Origin of the sequence: Metabacillus sediminilitoris (genome assembly GCF_009720625.1) — a bacterium.
In the GTDB taxonomy this organism is placed as follows: Bacteria; Bacillota; Bacilli; order Bacillales; family Bacillaceae; genus Metabacillus; species Metabacillus sediminilitoris.
Window position 1 is genome coordinate 3273563 of record NZ_CP046266.1, and the last position, 24790, is coordinate 3298352.

Genomic DNA, 24790 nt, shown 5'->3' on the forward strand with positions numbered 1-24790 from the left:
CTTTACCACCTTTCTAGTATTTAGATCATTGTGTCCTTTAAGCGTTTATTAACATCATCAAAAGATGGCATTCCTTTTTGCGCACCTAATTTCTCGACTGAAAGAGATGCTGCTGCATTTGCAAATTGAATGGCATCCTTTATTTCCTTGCCATTGTTAATTGCAAATGCGAAAGCTCCATTGAATGTATCTCCTGCACCAGTCGTATCCACAACTGTTGTTTTGAAGCCCTCGACTTGCACAATGTCAGTACCATTGAAATAGACCGCTCCCGCTTCACCTAATGTAACAATTAATTTATTAGGATATTTCTTCAAAAGCCCCTCAGAGTATCCTCCAAATAATTCCTCACATTCTGTTTCATTAGGAGTAATATAGGTTGCCATTTCAATCATTTTCTTTGTACAAGAGGCAGTTGGAGCTGGATTTAATAAAACAGGAACATCTAGTTCATGACAAATTGTTAATACTTCCTCAACCGTTTCTGTTAAGATCTCTAACTGAACGATGACAAGATCACTTTTTGCTATAAGTTCTTTTTTTTGTTGAACATGTAAAGGGGTTAAGGTGTAATTCGCACCTGGGACGACAATGATACTATTATCTCCTTTAGTAATCACAATATTTGCAATTCCTGTAAATTGCTCTTGATCTATATTAATATGTTCGATACTAATGCTCTCATTTGTTAAATGCTCAAGCAGCTCCTTACCAAACATATCCTTACCTACATTTCCAACAAAATTGACTTTGCCGCCTAATCTAGCGGCCGAAACAGCCTGGTTAGCTCCTTTTCCACCTGGAAATGTGGAATAGGACTGGCCGAAAAGTTTCACCTTGCTGCGGCTTTTTTTCACACTCTACGACTAAATCCATATTAATACTGCCAACTACAGTAATCATTCTGACACCGCCTGTTACAATAAATTATTTTGTTTTCTAAACTTTAACACAAAATGGTGCAATTAAGGTATTATTCGTCCGGATATCTCCCAAGAAATATTGATGATCATTTGCATCCTCTTACTCTAAACCTACTGTCTGAAACATTCGAAGGCGTCTAGTCAGTGGCTCAGCACTCTTCTAGACGCCTTGTTTTATTTAATGATATTATAAAAATCCCATTTCGGTAAACTAAGCACCAAACTGTGCGCTGTGTAAGCGACTATATGCGCCTCCAACTTCCAACAGCTCATCATGGCTACCTTGTTCAGCAATCCCTTGATTTGTAACCACAATGATCCTGTCCGCATTTTTTATCGTTGCAAGGCGATGAGCAATCACCAAAGTTGTTCTTCCTTGTGACAACTCGGATAACGCTTGCTGTATGGCATGTTCAGTTTCAGTATCAAGCGCAGATGTTGCTTCATCAAGAATAAGAATGGACGGGTTTTTCAAAAACATTCGCGCGATTGATAGTCTTTTCTTTTGCCCTCCTGAAAGCTTTACTCCCCTTTCACCGATGAGTGTGTCGAGACCTTCAGGCAGCTTCTTAATAACATCAAAAATTTGAGCACGTCTTGCAGCATCCCAGATTTCATCATCCGTTGCTCCTAATCGGCAGTATGCGATATTTTCCCTGATCGTTCCGTCAAACAAGAAGACATCTTGCTGGACAATGCCGATATGCGACCGTAACGATTCTAACTTCATATCCGTAATATTGATTCCATTAATTGAAATCACACCTTGATCGATATCATAAAATCGGGCAACTAAACTGCAAATCGTTGTTTTACCAGCTCCCAAAGGTGCTACCAATGCAACGGTTTCACCAGCGAAATTTGTTCTGCCGTCATTGTCGTTTTCGTTAATGACTGATTTACCCTATTAAACAGAGCAATTTCATAATCCTTGCGAACAAATTCCTTCACAACTCTAATTCCAGCAATATTTTCCTGCAGTTTTGTATTTAGCTGGTCCAGCCCTTCCTGAACACGTTTAAACCATGCCCCAGCTTTTCTTGAAAGGAAAATAATAAAAAATATCAAAATTGGGATCAAGACTAGAAGGATCGGAAAAAGCTCTCGTGCCTGAAAAAACACAATAAGGATACTGCCGATAAATAAAAGCGGTCCTCTCACTAATACCCGAAGTGTCATCATGAAAGCCGTTTGTACCAATGAAAGATCACTTGTTATAATCGTAATTAACTTTCCGGTCCCAAACTTATCTCGGTTTTCACTCGAAAAATGTTCTACCTGCTTAAAAACTTCCCTTCTAATATCTGTTGCAAAATTTACAGCTGCACGCGTACTAAATATCGTACAACCCGCTCCTCCGACTAATCCAAGAATGGCTGCACATATCATCAAAATACCCATTTGTATGACATATGCCGTATTATTGTTTGCGATCCCATTATCAATGATTTTCTGCATAATTAACGGCTGTAAAAGATCCATTGACACCTCTAAAGCCATTAATAACGGGGCTAAAACAACAAATATCCGATAAGGTTTCGTGTATTTCCACAACGTCATGACGGATTTCATTCATCTACCTCCTTTCCTTGTTGTTTTCTTTCTTGCTGATCTGACCAGTTAATCACCTGTTCACGCGCATTTTTTAAAATTGAGATGAATTCTTCAGCATGTTCTGGCTTCTCATCGCAATGTGATACTCTAACATAAATTTATCCATTTCTTCCCTTACAAGACCCGCATGCTTTGATTGCTTCCACATTAAACGGATTCGCCAGTCCTCCCAAAACACATCTTCCTCACCTTGAACAGCTTCCGCTAAAAATAACAAGCCATCTGAATGTAATGTATAGACCTTTTTATCTCCTTGTTCAACAACTGTTATTAGTCCTTTATCATGTAAATCCTGTAAAGCAGGATTTACTGTCCCGGCACTTGGAGTATAATAACCATTGCTTCTTTCTTCTAATAACTTCATCACCTGATAGCCATGCCTCGGCTCTTCTTTTAATAGCTTGAGAATAGCTATCTGGATAAGTCCTCTCCGTTTCATACCTTTTGAATTTGGTTTTGAAGGCCGATCGAATAGGTTACGTGCATTTTTTAAGCCTTTTCTTGTAACGGAATAGATGCCATTGTTAACTTGTATCATTTCATCCCTAACTAATTTTTCAAGAACCTTTGTTGAATTTTCATCTCCTAAAATATGTAACAATTCCTGCTCATTTAAATGATTACGACTTAAATGGCCTAGGATTGTCAAAAAATCTTAATTTATAAACAGGGACATTTTACACCTCCATAGGGGTTTTACTATTACGATTAATTTTATTCGATATAAAAAAGCATCTCTTACGAGGATGCTTTATCGTTTAATTTATCAATTATTCATTTCACCTATAAAATGACTTCTTCATATAAAAAGATATAACATTTATTCTTTTTTATAGGAGGTATACGGTTGGCGGGGCGTTTGTCGACCTCTTTCTTACAAAGGGATATATGCGTGAACCACATTGGCATCCAAATTCATGGGAATTAGATGTTATCGTTTCAGGTGAAGCAATGATATCCATCGTAGATCCAGATACTAAAAAACTGCATAATTATAAGGCAAAACCAGGTCAAGTCGTGTTTATCCCAATGGCATGGTGGCATTGGATCAGACCTATAACAGAAAAACTGCATCTTCATCTATTTTTTAATAATGATCAATTTGAAACAGCAGAAGGTTCTGATACATTGCGTCTAACTCCACCGAAAGTGTTTCACGCTGCATACGGAGTAGATAAAGAAAAAATCGCTGAAGCCTTATCACCAATTAAAGAATCAGTTGTGATTGGTCCCCCCTCAAAAGACAGTATTCATTCAAGAGCTAATGACACTGAAAAGGTGAACAATCATGATGGAGAAATTTTGATTAATATTAATAATCGCACAATTGATTTATAACAAACGATGAAAAGGTATGGCTTTTCCATGCCTTTTTTTAATCCAGGTATGTCGCTATATCCTTTACCAAATCAATTAAATAGTACATTTGTGTGATCAAAAAAGAAAAAAGAATAACGATCATTGAACCGAATGTGTAAACAGCTGCTTCAGGTGGATCACCGTCTCCAATGAAAAAAGAAGACAAAATTAATAAAAGAATGAAACAAGCCAAAACACTAAAGAAGAACATACTAATATACTTTGCCATTCATGATCCCCTTTGCTCGATATCAATTACTCACAGATCATTTTATGTATGCAGACTTCGCCACTCTGCCCATTCATTTTCTAACATACTCATCTCCAATGAGCTCCAATATGTGTTCCCGATTCTTCTTGAATCCCTAAGGACTCCTTCCTTTTTAAAACCTACCTTTTCATAACAGTTAATTGCCGAAACGTTAAAGTCAAAAACTCCAAGACTTACTCGATGTAAGTTTAGTTCACCAAACGCAATCTTTAGGACCTCTTTCAGCATCTGTTGACCAATACCTTGGCCGCGAACATCTTTATTCCCAACTAAAACCTTGCCTACTCGTGCAGATTTATGTTTCCTATCAACATTTCCTAACGAAATATGCCCGATCACTTTACCTGTTTCTTTATGTAATACTTTATAGACATACTTGTCAGCCTCATCATGATTTGCATTCGCAAGATATGTCGTTAACTGACTTTCAGTTAACGGATACTCAAAAGCAGGCCCGCCCCATTGTAAAAGAAATTCTGGTGAATCGATCCAATTGATTAATTGTTTGAAATCAGAACGTGTAAAATAGCTTAGTTTTATCAAATCCTGCTCTCCCTTCAATCGCTTTCAACCATGCCACAAAGTAGCATCCATTCTTGTCTTCTCTAAATAATCATTCTATTAAAATTATAAAATATTACTATGAATATAAAAATATAAAAATTCTATAAAAAATGGAACTATTAAACGATTGTACCCCTCTTGGGGGGGTGAGAATCAATCTAAATGAAAGAATTTTCTTTTGCTGTCTTTCAGATGATATGAAGGCCTTTTCTTTTGCTATTTAGTTGTGGTTTTTACTTTCATCTGGGCTATGATGGTCTTTTCCTTTAGCTAATTTAGAATTATTAAACCTTTATCATAACTCCATCCAATAAAAAAAGACCAGTATCTCAGTATCTCTACTTTTCCTCAGGCTAGTTATTATATCTTTTCCTTAGGTTCTCTTTTTTATATTGTGATAGTTTAACACAAATAAAAAAGACCAGCATCTCTGTTGATCTTTTTCTTCTTACTTGGCAACGTCCTACTCTCACAAGGGGAAACCCCTAACTACCATCGGCGCTGAAGAGCTTAACTTCCGTGTTCGGCATGGGAACGGGTGTGACCTCTTCGCCATCGTCACCAAATAATATTAAGTTTGAAGGGATATTCCTTCAAAACTAGATAACGATTCACAATTCAATTCACTCAACTGAGTTTATACTCTTACATTGTCCAGCTCCAGAAGCCAAATCCTACGGTCATTTCACACTCTCCTGCGAAGTCAAAGTACGACTTCTTCTCGAGCGCTCCAATGCCCTATGGATTTAAGCGGGCTTCTTCCGCTTTTCTATTTAGGTTAAGTCCTCGATCGATTAGTATCAGTCAACTCCACACGTCACCGCGCTTCCACCTCTGACCTATCAACCTGATCATCTTTCAGGGATCTTACTAGCTTACGCTATGGGAAATCTCATCTTGAGGGGGGCTTCATGCTTAGATGCTTTCAGCACTTATCCCTTCCGCACATAGCTACCCAGCTATGCCTTTGGCAAGACAACTGGTACACCAGCGGTGCGTCCATCCCGGTCCTCTCGTACTAAGGACAGCTCCTCTCAAATTTCCTACGCCCACGACGGATAGGGACCGAACTGTCTCACGACGTTCTGAACCCAGCTCGCGTACCGCTTTAATGGGCGAACAGCCCAACCCTTGGGACCGACTACAGCCCCAGGATGCGATGAGCCGACATCGAGGTGCCAAACCTCCCCGTCGATGTGGACTCTTGGGGGAGATAAGCCTGTTATCCCCGGGGTAGCTTTTATCCGTTGAGCGATGGCCCTTCCATGCGGAACCACCGGATCACTAAGCCCGACTTTCGTCCCTGCTCGACTTGTAGGTCTCGCAGTCAAGCTCCCTTGTGCCTTTACACTCTACGAATGATTTCCAACCATTCTGAGGGAACCTTTGGGCGCCTCCGTTACATTTTAGGAGGCGACCGCCCCAGTCAAACTGCCCACCTGACACTGTCTCCCAGCCCGATAAGGGCTGCGGGTTAGAATTTCAATACAGCCAGGGTAGTATCCCACCGACGCCTCCACCGAAGCTAGCGCTCCGGCTTCTCAGGCTCCTACCTATCCTGTACAAGCTGTACCAAAATTCAATATCAGGCTACAGTAAAGCTCCACGGGGTCTTTCCGTCCTGTCGCGGGTAACCTGCATCTTCACAGGTACTATAATTTCACCGAGTCTCTCGTTGAGACAGTGCCCAGATCGTTACGCCTTTCGTGCGGGTCGGAACTTACCCGACAAGGAATTTCGCTACCTTAGGACCGTTATAGTTACGGCCGCCGTTTACTGGGGCTTCGGTTCAAAGCTTCGCTTAGCAGCTAACCTCTCCCCTTAACCTTCCAGCACCGGGCAGGCGTCAGCCCCTATACTTCGCCTTGCGGCTTCGCAGAGACCTGTGTTTTTGCTAAACAGTCGCCTGGGCCTATTCACTGCGGCTTTTCGCAGGGCAAGCCCTGAAAAAGCACCCCTTCTCCCGAAGTTACGGGGTCATTTTGCCGAGTTCCTTAACGAGAGTTCTCTCGCTCACCTTAGGATTCTCTCCTCGCCTACCTGTGTCGGTTTGCGGTACGGGCACCTCTCACCTCGCTAGAGGCTTTTCTTGGCAGTGTGGAATCAGGAACTTCGGTACTATATTTCCCTCGCCATAACAGCTCAGCCTTTACGACAACGGGATTTGCCTCGTTGTCAGCCTAACTGCTTGGACGCGCTAATCCAACAGCGCGCTTACCCTATCCTTCTGCGTCCCCCCATTGCTCAAATGGTGAGGAGGTGGTACAGGAATTTCAACCTGTTGTCCATCGCCTACGCCTTTCGGCCTCGGCTTAGGTCCCGACTAACCCTGAGCGGACGAGCCTTCCTCAGGAAACCTTAGGCATTCGGTGGAGGGGATTCTCACCCCTCTTTCGCTACTCATACCGGCATTCTCACTTCTAAGCGCTCCACTAGTCCTTCCGGTCTAGCTTCACAGCCCTTAGAACGCTCTCCTACCATTGTTCGTAAGAACAATCCACAGCTTCGGTGATACGTTTAGCCCCGGTACATTTTCGGCGCAGAGTCACTCGACCAGTGAGCTATTACGCACTCTTTAAATGGTGGCTGCTTCTAAGCCAACATCCTGGTTGTCTAAGCAACTCCACATCCTTTTCCACTTAACGTATACTTTGGGACCTTAGCTGGTGGTCTGGGCTGTTTCCCTCTTGACTACGGATCTTATCACTCGCAGTCTGACTCCTGAACATAAGTCTTTGGCATTCGGAGTTTGACTGAATTCGGTAACCCGATGGGGGCCCCTAGTCCAATCAGTGCTCTACCTCCAAGACTCTCAATTTCAAGGCTAGCCCTAAAGCTATTTCGGAGAGAACCAGCTATCTCCAAGTTCGATTGGAATTTCTCCGCTACCCACACCTCATCCCCGCACTTTTCAACGTGCGGGGGTTCGGGCCTCCATTCAGTGTTACCTGAACTTCACCCTGGACATGGGTAGATCACCTGGTTTCGGGTCTACGACCACGTACTCTTTCGCCCTACTTAAGACTCGCTTTCGCTGCGGCTCCGTCTCATCAACTTAACCTTGCACGGGATCGTAACTCGCCGGTTCATTCTACAAAAGGCACGCCATTACCCATTAACGGGCTTTGACTACTTGTAGGCACACGGTTTCAGGATCTCTTTCACTCCCCTTCCGGGGTGCTTTTCACCTTTCCCTCACGGTACTGGTTCACTATCGGTCACTAGGGAGTATTTAGCCTTGGGAGATGGTCCTCCCTGCTTCCGACGGGATTTCACGTGTCCCGCCGTACTCAGGATCCACTCTGGAGGGAACGAAGTTTCAACTACAGGGTTGTTACCTTCTTTGACGGGCCTTTCCAGACCTCTTCATTTACTCCGTTCCTTTGTAACTCCGTATAGAGTGTCCTACAACCCCAAGAGGCAAGCCTCTTGGTTTGGGCTAATTCCGTTTCGCTCGCCGCTACTTGGGAAATCGCGTTTGCTTTCTCTTCCTCCGGGTACTTAGATGTTTCAGTTCCCCGGGTCTGCCTTTATCACCCTATGTATTCAGGTGAAAATACTACTCCATTACGAGCAGTGGGTTCCCCCATTCGGAAATCTCCGGATCAAAGCTTACTTACAGCTCCCCGAAGCATATCGGTGTTAGTACCGTCCTTCATCGGCTCCTAGTGCCAAGGCATCCACCGTGCGCCCTTAACAACTTAACCTTTGACATTATAAATGTCATTTTAATCATTATTAAGAGAATCACTAAACTAAGCGTTTAAACTCAGTGAATTACTTGAATTGTTATCGTTATCTAGTTTTCAAGGAACAAAGCACAGGATGTGCAAACGCATGCGTTGCCACAGGACGTGGCGCCTTTAGCAGGCGATCCTTTAAAAAGGAACTTATCGTATGCATAATGTTTTTAATCCTATGTGTATCATCATTGAGAGATAGTTCTCTCAAAACTAAACAAAGTCAGAAACGTCTTTTTAATGAAGTAATAAAACTTCATATTATCCTTAGAAAGGAGGTGATCCAGCCGCACCTTCCGATACGGCTACCTTGTTACGACTTCACCCCAATCATCTGTCCCACCTTAGGCGGCTGGCTCCAATGCGGTTACCCCACCGACTTCGGGTGTTACAAACTCTCGTGGTGTGACGGGCGGTGTGTACAAGGCCCGGGAACGTATTCACCGCGGCATGCTGATCCGCGATTACTAGCGATTCCGGCTTCATGCAGGCGAGTTGCAGCCTGCAATCCGAACTGAGAATGGTTTTATGGGATTGGCTTGACTTCGCAGTCTTGCAGCCCTTTGTACCATCCATTGTAGCACGTGTGTAGCCCAGGTCATAAGGGGCATGATGATTTGACGTCATCCCCACCTTCCTCCGGTTTGTCACCGGCAGTCACCTTAGAGTGCCCAACTAAATGCTGGCAACTAAGATCAAGGGTTGCGCTCGTTGCGGGACTTAACCCAACATCTCACGACACGAGCTGACGACAACCATGCACCACCTGTCACCACTGTCCCCGAAGGGAAAGGTATATCTCTATACCGGGCAGTGGGATGTCAAGACCTGGTAAGGTTCTTCGCGTTGCTTCGAATTAAACCACATGCTCCACCGCTTGTGCGGGCCCCCGTCAATTCCTTTGAGTTTCAGTCTTGCGACCGTACTCCCCAGGCGGAGTGCTTAATGCGTTTGCTGCAGCACTAAAGGGCGGAAACCCTCTAACACTTAGCACTCATCGTTTACGGCGTGGACTACCAGGGTATCTAATCCTGTTCGCTCCCCACGCTTTCGCGCCTCAGTGTCAGTTACAGACCAGAAAGTCGCCTTCGCCACTGGTGTTCCTCCAAATCTCTACGCATTTCACCGCTACACTTGGAATTCCACTTTCCTCTTCTGCACTCAAGTTCCCCAGTTTCCAATGACCCTCCACGGTTGAGCCGTGGGCTTTCACATCAGACTTAAGAAACCACCTGCGCGCGCTTTACGCCCAATAATTCCGGACAACGCTTGCCACCTACGTATTACCGCGGCTGCTGGCACGTAGTTAGCCGTGGCTTTCTGGTTAGGTACCGTCAAGGTACCAGCAGTTACTCTGGTACTTGTTCTTCCCTAACAACAGAACTTTACGACCCGAAGGCCTTCATCGTTCACGCGGCGTTGCTCCGTCAGACTTTCGTCCATTGCGGAAGATTCCCTACTGCTGCCTCCCGTAGGAGTCTGGGCCGTGTCTCAGTCCCAGTGTGGCCGATCACCCTCTCAGGTCGGCTACGCATCGTCGCCTTGGTGAGCCGTTACCTCACCAACTAGCTAATGCGCCGCGGGTCCATCTGTAAGTGATAGCCGAAGCCATCTTTCAATGTCGAACCATGCGGTTCGACATGTTATCCGGTATTAGCTCCGGTTTCCCGGAGTTATCCCAATCTTACAGGCAGGTTACCCACGTGTTACTCACCCGTCCGCCGCTAATCTTCGGGAGCAAGCTCCCTCAGATTCGCTCGACTTGCATGTATTAGGCACGCCGCCAGCGTTCGTCCTGAGCCAGGATCAAACTCTCCAATAAAGAGTTGACTTGCACATGATGTGCTGACTTCTACGTTCGTCACAGGACGTGACAGTTCTTAGTAGAAGTTCCTTAGCCTTTCATTTGTACTATATAGTACGTTTTTGTTAATTAGAATTAACGTTGACGTTCTGCTTTGTTTAGTTTTCAAAGAACTATTTGTTTTTATAGCTTCTAAACTCAAGCTACAAAACCATTTTATCCAAAAACTTCATTTCTTTAAACTTCTACGAAAGATGTGAGAAGAAAAAATTATCGCTTTCTATTTAACTACTTTTCAGCGACAAGAAATATCTTATCATTCATTTTCGAATAAGTCAATACTTATTATCAACTGAGCTATTCGATCAGCGACAAGAGATATCATATCAAAACATTTTCTTAATGTCAACTCCTAAGAAATCACTTTTCTAGTTAGCAAATAACGTGTCTGGTCATTATGTTTTGTATCTCCTCTCTATCTTAAAAAGATTTTCTAATCACGATCTCATTTACTAATATCTCAAATCTCCTTATTTTCGGGAATAAAAGAAGTGTTTGTTAATATATAAACGAGCTAATACAAATGTAAATTAAGTACCTGAAACAAACACATCTATGACTATAATAAAAGTTTCTACTATTATATATACAACTGACAAACTAACCGCTGTGTTTGCCTACTACAGCTATTAACCGAATAAGTCCTTCACCCCTTGATAGCCAAAATACACCCCAAATCCGAGTAAGGATACACCAGAAATTATGGAAATACCTTTAATGCTTGTATCACTTAAAAATCTTCGAAACCATGTTGTTAAGGCTGCAACAAATAGATCCCATAAAGTTAAACCAACGAATATCATACAGCTATAAATCAATAATTGACCAGTCCCGTTCATTTGTGCCGTTTTTGCTAGTACAGATCCATAAATCCCCAGCCAAAAAAGGATTGATAGCGGGCTTGTAATCGACATGAGGAAGCCTGTTAGACAGCATTTCATTAAAGATTCCTTTTTTCTGCTATAAGTTAAATGAATTGAATTTACGCCTAAGATGCTCTCTACCCCTGAATAAATGAGAATAAAACCACCAAATAGCAAAAGGAAGATTTGAACAATCGGGATCCCAGAAATTGAACCATTCCTAAATAAACGAGCAGCATAAAGAGAGCATCCGTAATCATTGACCCTGCCCCAACAATCCATGCATGCCAAAATCCATTTTTTATCCCTTTATCTAATCGTGCAGAATTAATGGGACCAATCGGGGCAGCTAAAGATAAACCTAAAAATATGTAACTAAAATGCTAATACTCAATAAACACCACTCACTTCCACACTCAGACAACTTGTACATTCTATGAGAAGAGTTTACTGATTAGACTTATATATAGAAGTTATAAGAATACTTTCAGTAGTGATAGTAACAATAGGATTGATTTTGTCTGCTAAATGGAAGAGGTCGGAGTGATTATCATATAGTTGTGACTTAACAGTATAAAGGAAGGCTTCATTCTTAGTAGATACATGATAATTTCATGTAAAGTGTTCTATTAAATCATGTTACAATAAAAGAGCAATAGTTCGGATATCTCAAGGGTGTCGGTACACTCCTGGTAAAGGGGGTGATGCCGGTTGACGATTTATGAATCATTGACATTTGCGGTTGCGTTTGCAAGTTTAATCGTAGCGATTTTGTCATTTGACTCAAAAAAATAATCCACCCTTGAGTTAGCGGCTCAGGTGGATTACTTGATCTTCCTATATGGCCGACTCCTATACAGGAACCGACTATTGAAGGACCGTTTGGTGTTCCAGCACCAGCGGTCTTTTTAGTTTATTCATTTTATATACGTTTATTATACCTTCGAACAGTGACCTTGGCAATGATCTGTAAATGCAAGGGTAAAAATAGATGAATCATTGTTTTCATGTTTAAACAACAAAATTGTGAGAAAAAACAGGGTGTTCCCGTTTTCATTGAGGTTGTTACCGTTTTCTTTAAAGATGTTTCCGTTTCCACCAACATTGTTAAAAAATTCTTCCTAACCCATAATAAGAGTATCAAACGAAAAGGAGATCACAAACATGGAAAAAATCTTAAACTCACTTAAATTTGGTTTCGAATTATACGGAAAATCCATTCAATTACTGTTTGGAAAATAATCATTTTCCAAGCATGCTTCTTTTAAGGGCAGTAATAATCATTAGTTTCCTGTCTTCTACTTAACACTACATATATATTAAAAAGTTCACCCTCATGATAACGTCATAGATGAATCTTCTTACTCTCTATTCCTAAAACAAAAATATGACAATGGAGATCAACCCATATTCACCATTTCCAACTATTTCTTTTCCTCTTAACTTAGGGGATATACTGTTTTATGATCCGCTGAAATCAGTAATTCAGTTCCCTCATCATTTAATTCAATTTGAGCATTTGAAGAGTAATACCAAGCTTTTTCTTGTTCTGTCACTTCAAAAAGATTCAATTCTTCTTTTAACTTTAGAACTTCTTGAACATCTTTCTTATTTACAGGAATGGAAATTTCCCACTTATCATTCTTTTCGTTAATTTCGAATATATCTGTTTGAAACAATAATCTGCTACCAATCGCATGTCTAATCATCAGCATCCTATTCACCACCCGGTAAATCGATCAGCATAAAGAAGCTGTCATGTTTTGCTGTCATTGTTAATTTCTCTGTATCTGTAATACGGGCAGTGTCTCGAGGTGTTAATACATGATCAACATTTATGTTAAGTTCTCCTTCAATTGCCATCACATAAATCTTTCTACCTTTTTCTTGGCTGAAAATAAGTTCTTTTCCCTCATCAAGCTTAGATAAATAAATGGTTACGTCACTATGAATTTTTGCTACTTGTGAAGAAGGTGTATTTGATACAACTGGTAAGAGATGATTCTTCAGTTTATCTTGATCATATGTGATATCTTCATATGATGGAGTTAACTTACTTTTCACTGGGAAAAACCAGAGCTGTAAAAGACTTGCCTCTTCATCAGGAGATGGATTCACTTCTGAATGAAGAATCCCTGTCCCTGCACTCATCCGTTGAATACTGCCATACTGAAGCAGACCACTGTTTTTTAAACTATCTTCATGTTTAAGTGTACCTTTTAAGACAATTGAGACAATTTCCATTTCACGATGAGGATGAAGCCCAAACCCTTTGCCGGGTTGAATCGTATCATCATTCAAGACTCGAAGGGGACCAAAATTAAGATTTGTTTCATCATAATATTCACCAAAGGAAAAACTAAAATGGCTTTCTAACCAATCATTTTTAGCTGAATATCTTGATGCTGCTGGAATAATTTGTATCATTTTTTTCACCTCGTGAGTTCCCTCTTAAAGAGAGTTCTTTTATCTAATCTTGATATTCTTATTTGTATAAAACCTTTAAATCAAGATAACCAAAAATATGAATCTCAGATTCAAAATAATTTTAAACCCAGGAAACGTTCTTGTCAAATTTCCAACAAGTAAAATATACCGTTTTCCTTCTATAATTATATTGTTTTAAAGCCTTAATCTTTTTACTTACAATTATTAATCATTCTATTAAAAAAGACGATTTTCCTAAGTCAACACTATGTGGAAAACCGTCCGAAGCAACATCCCTATTTAATCTTTTCTTTGGATGTAATTAAAAAATAACAAAAAAATACGATACATATACATGCGATGAACCCGTATCCTCCAAACACATCATAGGTAGAGGAAAAATAGCCAAATCCCAATCCAGAGAGAATGAGGATTGTATTTAACCCAAGTGACTGAAAGGAATCAATGGTTGCTCTCATCGATGACTGAATGTGATGGTGCAAATAACCGGTTGTGATTGGTTCCATGATCCCTGATGCCAAGCAAATCAAGAAGATCGCCACTAGTCCTGTAACGTTTTTCATAAACGATACATATAAAAAACCTAAAGCAAAAATAGCTAAAATACTTAAAATAATTGTTCGGTATTTAAATCGGTTTTTTATCGAAAGGACGATCATACTTCCTGGAAGTCTCACGAGCATAATAAATGCTGAAAATAGCCCAAAATAAATTACCGGAATCTCCAATCTGTTTAAATAAAGTTGCCAAAACTCATCAATAAAGTTTATGGCTGCCCCAGTAACCATGCTTGATAGGACGACAATCCATATCCCTGGATGGTTTTTGAAAAAGAGAATGGATGTTTTTACATATTCCTTGAACCCGATAGACACATTCAATTTGCTTTTTATTGGTGGCTCTACCAACGAAACCGAAACACACACTGATCCAACCATACTGAAAAAAGAGATCCAGTAATTTACCTCGAATCGATACGAATTCGCAAGCAGGCTCCCGCATAATGCTCCGATCATTATGGCCGTAAAATCACACACATTCAATCTTCCTAAATATTTTTCAAAATCCTGCTCCTGACCGTGCTCTAGTAATGAATCATAGAGCAGGGCATTTTCTGATCCGCTGCTTGCAGAACGTGCAATACCAGCTAAGAAAATAGCTGCCGCAAAATGCCAAAATTCCATCGCAAATATCAAGATTAAAAACATCACACATTCTAATATTGCGCTTAACATGATCATTCTTTTTCTTCCCCACATATCAGCCATAATACCGGTGGGAACTTCGAGCAGTACAACGGTGATCGCAAAAATTATCTCCGTGTATACGACCATTTCGATGGTCATTCCTCTTTCTTCCCAGAATATCCTTTCTATGACATATGCAGGAATGAGACTGTAAAAAAATCTGTACACGTATAGCTTCCAAATATTTTCCTTATACCCCATCCGTAAACTCCTCTCATTTTTCATTATGAAAAAGAGCAAATCAAAATGGAGGCGCTCGGGATTGAGTTGTTTTATTTTCTTAACAAGGTGGTCTTGCAAAAAGTGTCATATGAAAATTACTCCTTTGTTTTTATTATTTTATGTTGTTATGTTTTAAATGGTAGGAGAATTTTAACCTCAAACGGTTGTTTTTAATTTTCTTATTCCTACATAACACAACCAACCAAAGGGTCCAAACATTAGGGTTAAAAATAAAATAATAGATTGCAAAAGGATTGGCACGTATCCATGTTCCATATTTTCCCGATAGATAAAATGACCAATGAACAGGTCAAAACATAGGATATGAATCCAAACGATTAATGCAAAATTTGGATGTGATAACAAGTTGATAACTCCAGCTGCAGAGTTGTAATCAGCCATAAAATGTAAGCCGCTCGACCAAACAGTAGTGATCATCCCAATACTATAGAGAAAGCCCAAATATATCGGAAATATATGTAGATTCACCAGGAAGCGTGTGACTTTCCATTTAGGCAGTACAATCAACATCACCCAAAAAATCATCGCTATACTAGAAAGTGAATACAAAAGTTCTGCCAAAAGATTACTCTCCTCTCTCAATACCAATCTCATTTGATGGAAGTCTCGTGCTGCTCTTTGCTTTAACGTAATGTAAAAGGGCAGTGATAAATGTTCCAAACCACACTACTAATAATATGAGGGCAACAATTGATAAAACACTACCTTCAAAAACAGAGCGACCTAATGCCGTTTGATTTCCAATGATCATAATCGCAACCATCCAAGCAATACTGCCCACATGCAGCAACATTTTCTTAGAATGCTCTTTTAATTGAACTCTTTCCAAAAGCCAGCAAGGGACGATTAATGTCTGCATCGCATGAAAGCTAATGCCATGAAGAACGATTAAATTCCCAGAATCCCCCGTAAAACGATCTTGAAGCAAAATCATCCAGATGCCCGCTATATTTGCTACTAACACTGAAAGGAATGCATAACGAATACCCATGATCAGCAATGGCCGGTGAAAGGGCTTTTTCAAGCGAAAAAACTGAACCAAAAGCAATAAGCCTAAAATCACGATTATCAATGAAACAACACCAAATAGCATGCCACCGACAGTATCAATGATAGAACCTTCACGCGAAAATCGGGGATTAAATCCTCTAAAATTTTGGATCGTTTCAATTCCATAGCTATATAACGTTGCAGCTATCATTAACCATCTGAACGTCTTGCGTTTACGTGCACTAAGTCCTGATAAAGGTAAAATGGCTGCAAGAGATAAAATAAACATAGCAATTGCTGCATTGAATGAAAAAGCATCCTTTACATTACCTTCAGGTAATATAACTTCACCATTTTGAAGAATATAAATCGCTATTCCAGCGGAAAGGATAAAACCAATCAAACTCATTATCACAAGCCATTTTTCTCCCTCAAACAGCTTAAACGACGGTTTTTCCACTTGAATTCGAGCTGTTTTCTTAAACATGTATTCCCTTCTTTCATGATCGTATTGATTTGCAATAGTAAATATCTATTTAAACGTTTTTTTCAAGGCTGACCCATATCCCGTTTGATTTAACTGTTAGTTTGAACTTCATTTCAGTTCATGAACCATCCACTACATCTATTTATTTATTAATCAATAAATAATATTTCAAAAAAAAGGAAGTAGAAAACTTCCTCTTTTATTAACACCCTGCTTCTCCATTTCCATCATCAATTCCACCCGTTAGTTCCGGTAAATTTAATACTTCTGCAACCGTGATGAGTAAACCCGTTCCGATAAAATGCGCTGCTGTTCCTTTTGCCTCCTCAATTCCAGCTCTTTCAAATTTCACTGATAATGACTCATAAATCTTTCGAAACATATTGCGGACATGTTCTCGTATGCCGGCTTCTGTTATCGTATGTGCCTGCATAACCATTAGGACTTCATCACGATGTGTTTCAATAATTTGACTAAATGCATGACCCATTGTTTCAATTAATTGATCTGCAGGTGCTTCAATTGCTGCAAATGTTTCATAAATACGACTAAACGCACGATCGATGACTGCTTTAAATAATTCTTCTTTGTTTGCAAAGAAATGAAAGACATAAGGTTGTGTCACTCCTGCAGCTTTTGCTACCATTGCTGTCGTTGCTTTATAATACCCCCTCTCTGCGAATACCCCTACCGCTTTATCAATAATTTGTTCTTTGCGATCTTCCTTATTAGTCAAGTATATCATCCTTAGAGTTTATTTATTTATTGATTAATAAATAAATCATAATCAAGAATAAAATCCTTGTCAATCCATCGAAATGATAATACGACTCAAGTCTTAGTTCAGAATAAAGCTCACGTTCATTGTGGGTATTTTCTTTATAACCTACAATCAGCATATAAGGTTTTATCCAGCACCTTAAAATATACAAATTGAAAGAAGGTATTGTCTTTGAAAAAACTTATTGTCATTCTCTTTTTTATTATAGGTTTATTCTTACTTATCGTAACAAACACCTCTTGGTTATCCTTTGGCCAAAGTGAAAAGGAAGTAAACGTTACGGATGAGATTGATTTGATTGAAATTGATGTTTCTGGTGTAAGCACAACGATAATTCCAGATGATCGAAATCATGTGAGCACAGAATACACTGGCAATGGAAAAGTATCAATTGTGGAGAATGGAGATACAATTTCGATTGATTTTGAAGCAAAACATTTTTTTAATGTTTTATCATGGTTTAAGAAAAATCACTTAACCATTTATCTCCCAGAGGATTATGATCGTGATTTAGACATTAATAGTGGTTCTGGAAGTCTTCGTTTTTCTGGACAGTCTAAAAACAACCCAATGAAATTAGAAAACCTTTCACTAGACATGAGCTCAGGAAATGTCCAATTACGAAATTTATCGACAACTCACTTTGAACAAGATGGCTCTTCAGGGAGCGTGTCAATCGATTCCCTTTCCACGAAAACGGGTTCATTCAATATGAGTTCAGGAAACATGGATGTAAAGGAATACTCTGGAAAAGTTGAGGCCGAATTATCGTCTGGACGATTATTACTCGGCATGAAAAATGTAACGGACACGATTAATCTTGGCGTAAAGTCTGGATTTACTACACTTGATTTACCTTCTGATGCGGATTTTACATTAAGTGGTGAAATAGGAAGCGGAGCGATTACGACTGACTTTAACCTGACTAATTCAAAAAAAGATGAACACAATTTAGTAGGTGTTCACGGTTCTGGTAAGCATGCGATCCAACTAAAAGTAAACAGCGGGAAAATTGAAATAAAATAAAACACTCATTGAAAGACCAAATCTCATTGTGATTTGGTCTTTTCTTATCCTCCCTTTACTTTTACCTTGGTGATAGAAAACCGAACAGGTTAGTTTAATCAGATTTGGGAAGCATATGTAAATAATAAATAAACATATATAGGTGAGAATTGGTGACAGAGGATAAATATATAGAACTAATAAAAAAACAATATGGCAACGTAGACAATGCAAATTCAGAATTATTTCATTTATGGTATGAAAATACCTTTTTACATTTTGAATGGTGGCTAGGTATTTTGTTAACGGTATTGCCCTGGTTAATATGGATAAAGGTTAGGCCAAGAGAGAGCACTGATCGGCTATTGTATGTAGGGTTTATTGTCATCATCATTACTTGCTGGCTTGATTTTTTGGGCATTTCACTAGGACTGTGGTTTTATATTCATAAAGTGATCCCAACAATTCCATCTTTTATTCCGTTTGATTTAACCATTTTACCAGTCACTGTGTTGTTGCTTCTTCAATATAAACAACATATTTCACCATATATCAAAGCTATTTTTTTTGCCTTTGTCAGTTCATTTATTGGAGAGCCCATTTTTAAATGGATCGATTTTTATGAAGAAATTCATTGGAGTTCATTTTACTCGTTACCATTTTATTTTGTTATTTATTTAATTGCGCATTATGTAAGTAGTCGGAGTCGATTTTCTCCTCTTCCTTCTGAAAATAAACAGTAAAGCAAATAACGCTTGGGTTACCTTTAAAACACCAAGCGTTAGAACATTTATATTTACTCCTTCTCATTTGTTTCGTAAACAAGCCACTCTGTACCGTTTATTTGATCGGAAACATCAATTATCTTTTTCTTCACACGGTCAGCCTCTGAACCTGTTAATAATGTAGGTTGGTAATTATTCCGTTCTGTCACCGAAGAAATAGAAAATGGAATAATATTCATTTCTTTTTGTGATGTTAGCTCACCGTTTTTTAATTGAAAGGTTTGTTGAAAAACAAATGTATCCTTATCACCTGGGTTTCGATTTCCGCCAAACATGAAGTTTCCTAAGCTATATACAATAAATTTCCCCTTGTATTCTTCAATTCCTTGCACAACATGTGGATGGTGTCCAAGGATGAGATCTGCTCCTTGTTCAATCGTATATCGAGCAAATGATTTCTGGACATCATTTGGTACATACTGCTTTTCTGCTCCCCAATGAAAATGGACAAGGATCATTTGTGCCCCTTGATTGCGTAGAGAGGTAATATCCTTCACAATCTTGTTTCGTATTTCAGCTGTATCCTCCCAGCCCTCATAACCTAGAGCACCTATTTTAATTCCTTTTACCGTCGTTACATATTGATGATCATAGCCAAAATAACCAATGCTCTGTTTCTGTAAAGCAGCAATTGTATCTTCATATCCCTGCTCTAAATAGTCGTAAATATGATTGTTTGCTAGATTTACTGCCTCAATCCCGCCAAGCTCTAATATATTTGCATAGGAAGGATCTCCTTTAAATGTGAATTTTTTGACGGCTTTTTCAGTAGCATTCGTCAACGTCGTTTCCAGGTTAACGGTTGTAAAATCATCTTCTTTAAAAATATTGTCTAGTCCCTCAACAAAATAAGGAAGCCCTTTTTCCGATGCTTCATTGACAAAAGAATCATGATAGTCAAAGTTTTCATCTGTTCCAAGGGTAAAATCTCCAGCTGCGCTGATTTTTATCGTTGTTTCAGTTGGCTTTTCCTCTTTCTCTTGTGCGGCTTCTTTTTTCCCTTCATGTCCTGCAACCTCTGTCGCAATTTTTTCAGAATCAAAAATGCGATATAAAGCGGTTCCAATCAGCATGATAAAAAGGAAAAAAAGCAAGCGGCGGACAGACTTTTTTAACCGACGTCTTTTTCTGTTTCGTTCCTGCCTCATCATTCTATTCCCCTTCAACCCATTTTCTAAATGAAATGATAGATTTCATATTAATATAACGGATTTTAGGATGATTTTGTTACATAATTTGTGAAAAATACAGGACATTTGATGTATATTTATTATGCACTCATTTTCATGACGTTTGGATTTTTCACTGTCAAACCTGATTTTAGAAAACATATATGTATATAAAAGAAAGGTTAGGTCTAATTATTATTTTTTGAGACTTTTTTATATACCAATCACATGGTCTGCAATAGACCAATACGTTTATTAAAACCATCTAGCGGAAAAGGATTGCACAATAATGAAAAAAAGCAAGGAAAAAATATATGATCTTCCCGTAATAAGTATTTCTAACGTTAATCAGATCGGAAAGATAAAAGGATTGATTATTAATCCCGAAAACTTTCAGTTGATTTTTTAACAATGGAACAGGATGATTGACAAGTTAGTGTAAAAGCCATTCCTTATCCAAAAATTGTTGGGATTGGGGAATCAGCTGTGATGATTGAACAAAATAACTCTATCATCGATTTACATGAAATTCCTTTTATCAATCAATTGTTAAATAAGCAAATTCATCTCATTGGATCAATAGTTCTAACAAGAAAAGGAGATCTATCAGGCGAAATTTCCGATAATTTTTTCAATGAAGATAATGGTCAGTTAGATAGTCTCCTCATCCATTCTGGTACAAATGAACTATTTCTACCCATTGAGAATGTGATTTCTTTTGATAAAGAACGTGTCATAGTCAATGATGCGCTGCTCACACAGAAGAAGGAAGAACTACGAGAGAATCCCATAAAACTGGGAGGCGGCCCACTAACTCAGGCGGAGAAAAAGGCTTATTATATAAAAAAGGGACGATTCTAACAGATAAAAATATTTCTTCGCTAAGTAAGGAAGGCGCTAAAGTATTTGTTGAAATCTCAATGGATTTAAAAGAATAAGGATCATGGAAGGACGATTCACCTAACTGGATCGTCCTTTTTTTGCCTGCTGCTTCCCTCTCACAATCATATCGATACTTGTACCCTTTCCCCTGGTTAAAACAAGTAATAAGTCCCACGTGTATAATTGGAAAAACCATCTATTTTTATCATTACGGTACTATTTTTCCATGTTATAGTAAAAATGATATGTTTATCCGGTTCATAAGGAGTGAAGTCGAGATGAAGACTTTAGACGTTGCATCATTGCAGTCAGGTATAGATGAAATGCTTGATAAATTAACCATTTATGATGAACAAATAAAGCAAATTCAAGAAATGGTTAAAGGGATTATTTCCCTCGAGGATTCGTTAAAAGGTAATGGCGGGCAATCGATCCGAGCTTTTTATCAAGATTGTCATGATTCATTTTTGTCATTTTATAAAACGGTTATTGAAAATTATAAGAGCCTATTACATACGATGAAAGCGGAACTGCAATCATTGGAACCTGCTGACAATGGTTATATACGTGATAATTTTTTACAACACGATCTTCTCAGCAGTTTGCAAAATGCAAAGAATATGACAATAAATTTATCAAATGAGACAAATAACCTGATGGATTCTGTACAAGATATCGTTGCCTTACCACTCTTAAAAAATGATGATTTTCTCCATCGAATCTATCAAGTCAATTTAAGTATTGATCAAACAGTCGAAAAATTACATACCTTTGATCAAAGCCAATCAACGGCATTGAATCCAGTAGAACAAGATATCCAAAAGATGAACCTATATATTCAGCATATTCAACAAGCCTTTCAAGCGAAGGACCTTTCAATTGAAACATACAACCCAGAAGGAACAATCGACACAAGCATCATGACGAACACATCTCTATTGGCCAATCATCCACGAGTTGAAGCAAATGGTGTTGAGACGACACATCTCTTTCAAGGCATGAATGCTGAATGGGATCCCACACAAACATTAGGTTTTAATTTTAATGATTGGAAAGAAAAGCCGATCAATGCCTTCGCAAGTTTGGGTGGACTTGTCGCAACCGCATATGAGTCATCAAAAGATGTAAGGCTTGCAGGCCAAGGCTTTGGGGTAAGCAGAACAACGAGAGTAACCGCCCAAGGGAAGGAAAAAGTTGTCTTAAAGGTTACCCGCCCTGATTTAGTAGGTCTACGAAAAAAGACGTATTCTGGTCCTAACGCAACAAACTTATCAAGATTATATAAATATGTTGATCCAGCAACAAAGGTAAAGGATTCATTTAAGTGGGCAAGTAATAAATTAGGGTATATCGGTGTAGGTGTAACAGTTGCTGGAGATATTGTCCACGGTGTACAAAACAACCAAAAAGCAAGCGAAATTGCTGGAAATGTAACCGGTGATGTTGTCGTTGCCGGTGCTTCCATTGCAGCCTCTGCCGCTGCCGGAGCAAAAGTAGGTGCACTAGTCGGAACTGTTGGCGGTCCAGTTGGCGTAATAGCCGGAACAGCTGTTGGTGCAGTAGCTGGAATTGCCGTTTCTACCCTGCTAAGTGATTTTAAATTTATGGATGTCGACAATGATGGCAAATCTGATTCTGTCGGCGACGCAATCAAAAAAGGAACGACAGCTTTAATAGATAAAGTTGGTTCTTGGTTTGATTGATAAAGTTGGTTCTTGGTTTGATTGATAAAGTTGGTTCTTGGTTTGATTGATAAAGCAAGACTTATCAGGCTATTACGAGCAGTTACCCTTCCTCGAGTTATCAAAGTCTTGAAATGAAGGCTTAACTGCCCGTTATTCTGCTATAAAATGAGGTGGACATATTGAAAAAACAGCTAGATGAAATACATTTATCATACTTTAAATTACAGAGACCAAAAGAAAACAGAGGGAATATCCTTGTCTTCTTTCTCATTTTCTTAGACTTGTTAGGTCTTTTGCCATTAGTAAGCGTACCCTTTTCCTATCCATTTTTTCTTGCAGCGATCATTCCAGCAGTGATCCTCCATCTCTGGGCGATCATTTATATCATCGCACCGTATCGTTTTGAACATTCCTATTATTTATTTTTTGGTGTATACGGAATCGTCAATACGTACGTCTTTTTCCTTACAACCCAAAAATTGCTCTATGCCAATATTCGAGTCGAAGGAAGCATGTCCTTTATAATTGGATTCCTGATCTTTGTTGGGTTAATTATCACCATGAATATCATCAATGTAAAAGCCTTGCATTCTGGTACATATGCTGCGCTGCAAAAGAAAGGAAATACAATGAATATATCAAAAGCCATGTCTGCTGCTGGTATTGGGTATGTTCTCTCCCAAATCATCCTGACATTTGTTTTTAGCGAAGAGCTGAAAATATTGATATTCACATGTTTGTTAGCAATCATTTCCATTTTAACAGCTTATTTTTCAATTTTTATTCACCGTTATTTTTATATGAATAAGCATAAAGACAAACTCAAGCAAGTCTATCCTGAGTTCGGATTACCGAAAAAAAGCCGCAGAATGTCTGCCTAGAAAAGCAATCAATCTTCATGAGGAGGAATAACGTTGACATATCAATTATCAAACAAAGATATCTATATACTAATGAACATGTTAGGTGCAAAAACGTTAATTGGCTTATCATATCCCTTTTCAGGTCAAGATCCTCGTCAATTTGATATTGAACAGGAAATCACCTTTAGAAAATTGCATCAGCTTGGCTTAGTAGACTTGGTTAGCGGAGAGCTCTCGTTTAATGATGAATTTATCGAGGCAATGTGGGTCATAGCCAGATCAAATGTCGTGGTAGAAATGGTGTTGGATGAACATGAAAAAACACTCTTCTATTTTAGTGATCATCAAGTCATTGAATGTACCCGATTACATGAAAATCAATTAGCCATTACAATACTTGGGAAACCTGATGAAACATGGAATGACATCATACTTCCTCGAATGCTAAAAGGAGTAGAAAATCTTCCTGTTCAGACTACACAACATTTGCTCATCTCCCCTGCCGATTATAAAAAATATGTTCAAGATCATAAAATTGATCATCTCGAACAAATTGAAGAAACCAACAGATTAGAGACTTGTAGTGTAATCGTAAAACAATTTCACAAGGCCATTCAAAGGAAAATTCATAACCAACGTTTGATGATGTTTTATCAGCGCAATGACCAATGGAATGTGGAAGGTATTCATGTTCTCACATCACCTTCTTATAACTGGGTGTTGCGCATGATCCAGCATGAACATGACGAGTGGCTTGAAGCGAGACAAGCATCTGGTGCCGATATTGTAAAAGAGATTGTTGATGTCATTGCAAGGGTGAAAAATGAGCCTGGATCTTTATAGTTATTTTTATTTCAAGTTCATTCAGCATGTTCTAAAAAAATGACTGCTTTCTTACAACTTTGATAGAGAACAGTTCCTTTTTTGTTTAAGACTAATTTTGCATAAAATATTCGTTGGATAATAAAAAACTACTCTCTTTATTAAGCTTAAAGAGAGTAGTGCAC

Annotated in this window: 17 protein-coding genes, 3 rRNA genes and 4 pseudogenes; 7 read left to right on the top strand and 17 right to left on the bottom strand. The window is 39.0% G+C overall.

Annotated elements, in window-relative coordinates:
- Window positions 1-20: 20 nt before the first annotated feature.
- The 4 genes and pseudogenes from GMB29_RS15505 to GMB29_RS15520 all read right to left on the bottom strand — a co-directional run bounded on the left by GMB29_RS15505 (window position 21) and on the right by GMB29_RS15520 (window position 3138).
- Window positions 21-857: a ribokinase gene (locus GMB29_RS15505; protein WP_319941370.1), complete on the bottom strand. Its 837-nt coding sequence runs from the start codon at window positions 855-857 to the stop codon at window positions 21-23.
- 277 nt (window positions 858-1134) lie between these two features.
- Window positions 1135-1779: pseudogene (locus tag GMB29_RS15510) on the bottom strand (ABC transporter ATP-binding protein); the annotation flags it as partial.
- 2 nt (window positions 1780-1781) lie between these two features.
- Window positions 1782-2495 (bottom strand): annotated as a pseudogene (locus GMB29_RS15515) (ABC transporter permease); the annotation flags it as partial.
- A 73-nt stretch (window positions 2496-2568) separates the two neighbouring features.
- On the bottom strand, window positions 2569-3138 hold the full coding sequence (locus GMB29_RS15520; RefSeq protein ID WP_155443909.1) for a PadR family transcriptional regulator: 570 nt from the start codon (window positions 3136-3138) through the stop codon (window positions 2569-2571).
- 245 nt (window positions 3139-3383) lie between these two features.
- Between GMB29_RS15520 and GMB29_RS15525 the strand changes: the two are divergent.
- Window positions 3384-3875, top strand: a pseudogene (locus GMB29_RS15525) (cupin domain-containing protein); the annotation flags it as partial.
- A 37-nt stretch (window positions 3876-3912) separates the two neighbouring features.
- On the opposite strand, the gene GMB29_RS15530 reads toward GMB29_RS15525, so the two are convergent.
- The 12 genes and pseudogenes from GMB29_RS15530 to GMB29_RS15585 all read right to left on the bottom strand — a co-directional run bounded on the left by GMB29_RS15530 (window position 3913) and on the right by GMB29_RS15585 (window position 17349).
- Complete coding sequence (locus GMB29_RS15530) at window positions 3913-4125, bottom strand: hypothetical protein (protein WP_136356866.1); 213 nt, start codon at window positions 4123-4125, stop codon at window positions 3913-3915.
- 42 nt (window positions 4126-4167) lie between these two features.
- Window positions 4168-4710: a GNAT family N-acetyltransferase gene (locus GMB29_RS15535; RefSeq protein WP_136356868.1), complete on the bottom strand. Its 543-nt coding sequence runs from the start codon at window positions 4708-4710 to the stop codon at window positions 4168-4170.
- 471 nt (window positions 4711-5181) lie between these two features.
- Window positions 5182-5297: ribosomal RNA gene (rrf, locus tag GMB29_RS15540) — 5S ribosomal RNA — on the bottom strand.
- 208 nt (window positions 5298-5505) lie between these two features.
- Window positions 5506-8438, bottom strand: a 23S ribosomal RNA gene (locus GMB29_RS15545).
- Between the two features lie 304 nt (window positions 8439-8742).
- Window positions 8743-10293: ribosomal RNA gene (locus tag GMB29_RS15550) — 16S ribosomal RNA — on the bottom strand.
- Together the 16S, 23S and 5S rRNA genes form the textbook arrangement of a ribosomal RNA operon.
- Window positions 10294-10964: 671 nt before the next feature.
- Window positions 10965-11569, bottom strand: a pseudogene (locus GMB29_RS15555) (LysE family transporter).
- Between the two features lie 1068 nt (window positions 11570-12637).
- The gene (locus GMB29_RS15560; protein ID WP_136358525.1) at window positions 12638-12913 is read right to left on the bottom strand and encodes a hypothetical protein; all 276 of its coding nucleotides are present in this window, start codon (window positions 12911-12913) and stop codon (window positions 12638-12640) included.
- Window position 12914: 1 nt separating this feature from the next.
- Entirely contained in the window at window positions 12915-13625 is a 711-nt protein-coding gene (locus GMB29_RS15565; RefSeq protein ID WP_136358527.1) for a pirin family protein, read from the bottom strand.
- A 296-nt stretch (window positions 13626-13921) separates the two neighbouring features.
- Entirely contained in the window at window positions 13922-15094 is a 1173-nt protein-coding gene (locus tag GMB29_RS15570) for an MFS transporter (protein ID WP_136358529.1), read from the bottom strand.
- 177 nt (window positions 15095-15271) lie between these two features.
- On the bottom strand, window positions 15272-15697 hold the full coding sequence (locus GMB29_RS15575; protein WP_136358531.1) for an ABA4-like family protein: 426 nt from the start codon (window positions 15695-15697) through the stop codon (window positions 15272-15274).
- Window positions 15698-15701: 4 nt separating this feature from the next.
- Complete coding sequence (locus GMB29_RS15580; RefSeq protein ID WP_136358533.1) at window positions 15702-16613, bottom strand: hypothetical protein; 912 nt, start codon at window positions 16611-16613, stop codon at window positions 15702-15704.
- 202 nt (window positions 16614-16815) lie between these two features.
- Window positions 16816-17349, bottom strand: a complete 534-nt coding sequence (locus GMB29_RS15585; RefSeq protein ID WP_168733971.1) for a TetR/AcrR family transcriptional regulator — start codon at window positions 17347-17349, stop codon at window positions 16816-16818.
- 216 nt (window positions 17350-17565) lie between these two features.
- Here GMB29_RS15585 and liaG point away from each other — a divergent pair, with 216 nt between their 5' ends.
- Window positions 17566-18420: a LiaG family protein gene (liaG, locus tag GMB29_RS15590; RefSeq protein WP_168733972.1), complete on the top strand. Its 855-nt coding sequence runs from the start codon at window positions 17566-17568 to the stop codon at window positions 18418-18420.
- A 152-nt stretch (window positions 18421-18572) separates the two neighbouring features.
- Window positions 18573-19142: a CBO0543 family protein gene (locus GMB29_RS15595; protein WP_136358538.1), complete on the top strand. Its 570-nt coding sequence runs from the start codon at window positions 18573-18575 to the stop codon at window positions 19140-19142.
- 53 nt (window positions 19143-19195) lie between these two features.
- Here the strand turns inward: GMB29_RS15595 and GMB29_RS15600 are convergent, their stop codons facing one another.
- Window positions 19196-20332, bottom strand: coding sequence for a CapA family protein (locus GMB29_RS15600; protein WP_136358540.1), 1137 nt, complete (start codon window positions 20330-20332; stop codon window positions 19196-19198).
- A 510-nt stretch (window positions 20333-20842) separates the two neighbouring features.
- On the opposite strand from GMB29_RS15600, the gene GMB29_RS15605 reads away from it, so the two are divergent.
- The 4 genes from GMB29_RS15605 (at window position 20843) to GMB29_RS15620 (ending at window position 24626) form a co-directional block, all read left to right on the top strand.
- Window positions 20843-21214 carry a PRC-barrel domain-containing protein gene (locus GMB29_RS15605; RefSeq protein ID WP_227551754.1) on the top strand — a complete coding sequence of 124 codons (372 nt, stop codon included), beginning with the start codon at window positions 20843-20845 and terminating at the stop codon, window positions 21212-21214.
- Between the two features lie 299 nt (window positions 21215-21513).
- Window positions 21514-22938 (top strand): T7SS effector LXG polymorphic toxin, encoded by a 1425-nt coding sequence (locus tag GMB29_RS15610; protein ID WP_168733973.1) that lies wholly within the window; start codon window positions 21514-21516, stop codon window positions 22936-22938.
- Between the two features lie 161 nt (window positions 22939-23099).
- The gene (locus GMB29_RS15615; RefSeq protein ID WP_136358546.1) at window positions 23100-23801 is read left to right on the top strand and encodes a hypothetical protein; all 702 of its coding nucleotides are present in this window, start codon (window positions 23100-23102) and stop codon (window positions 23799-23801) included.
- A gap of 33 nt (window positions 23802-23834) precedes the next feature.
- A complete protein-coding gene (locus tag GMB29_RS15620; protein WP_136358548.1) occupies window positions 23835-24626 on the top strand; it encodes a hypothetical protein in 792 nt (263 codons plus the stop codon).
- Window positions 24627-24790 lie beyond the last annotated feature (164 nt).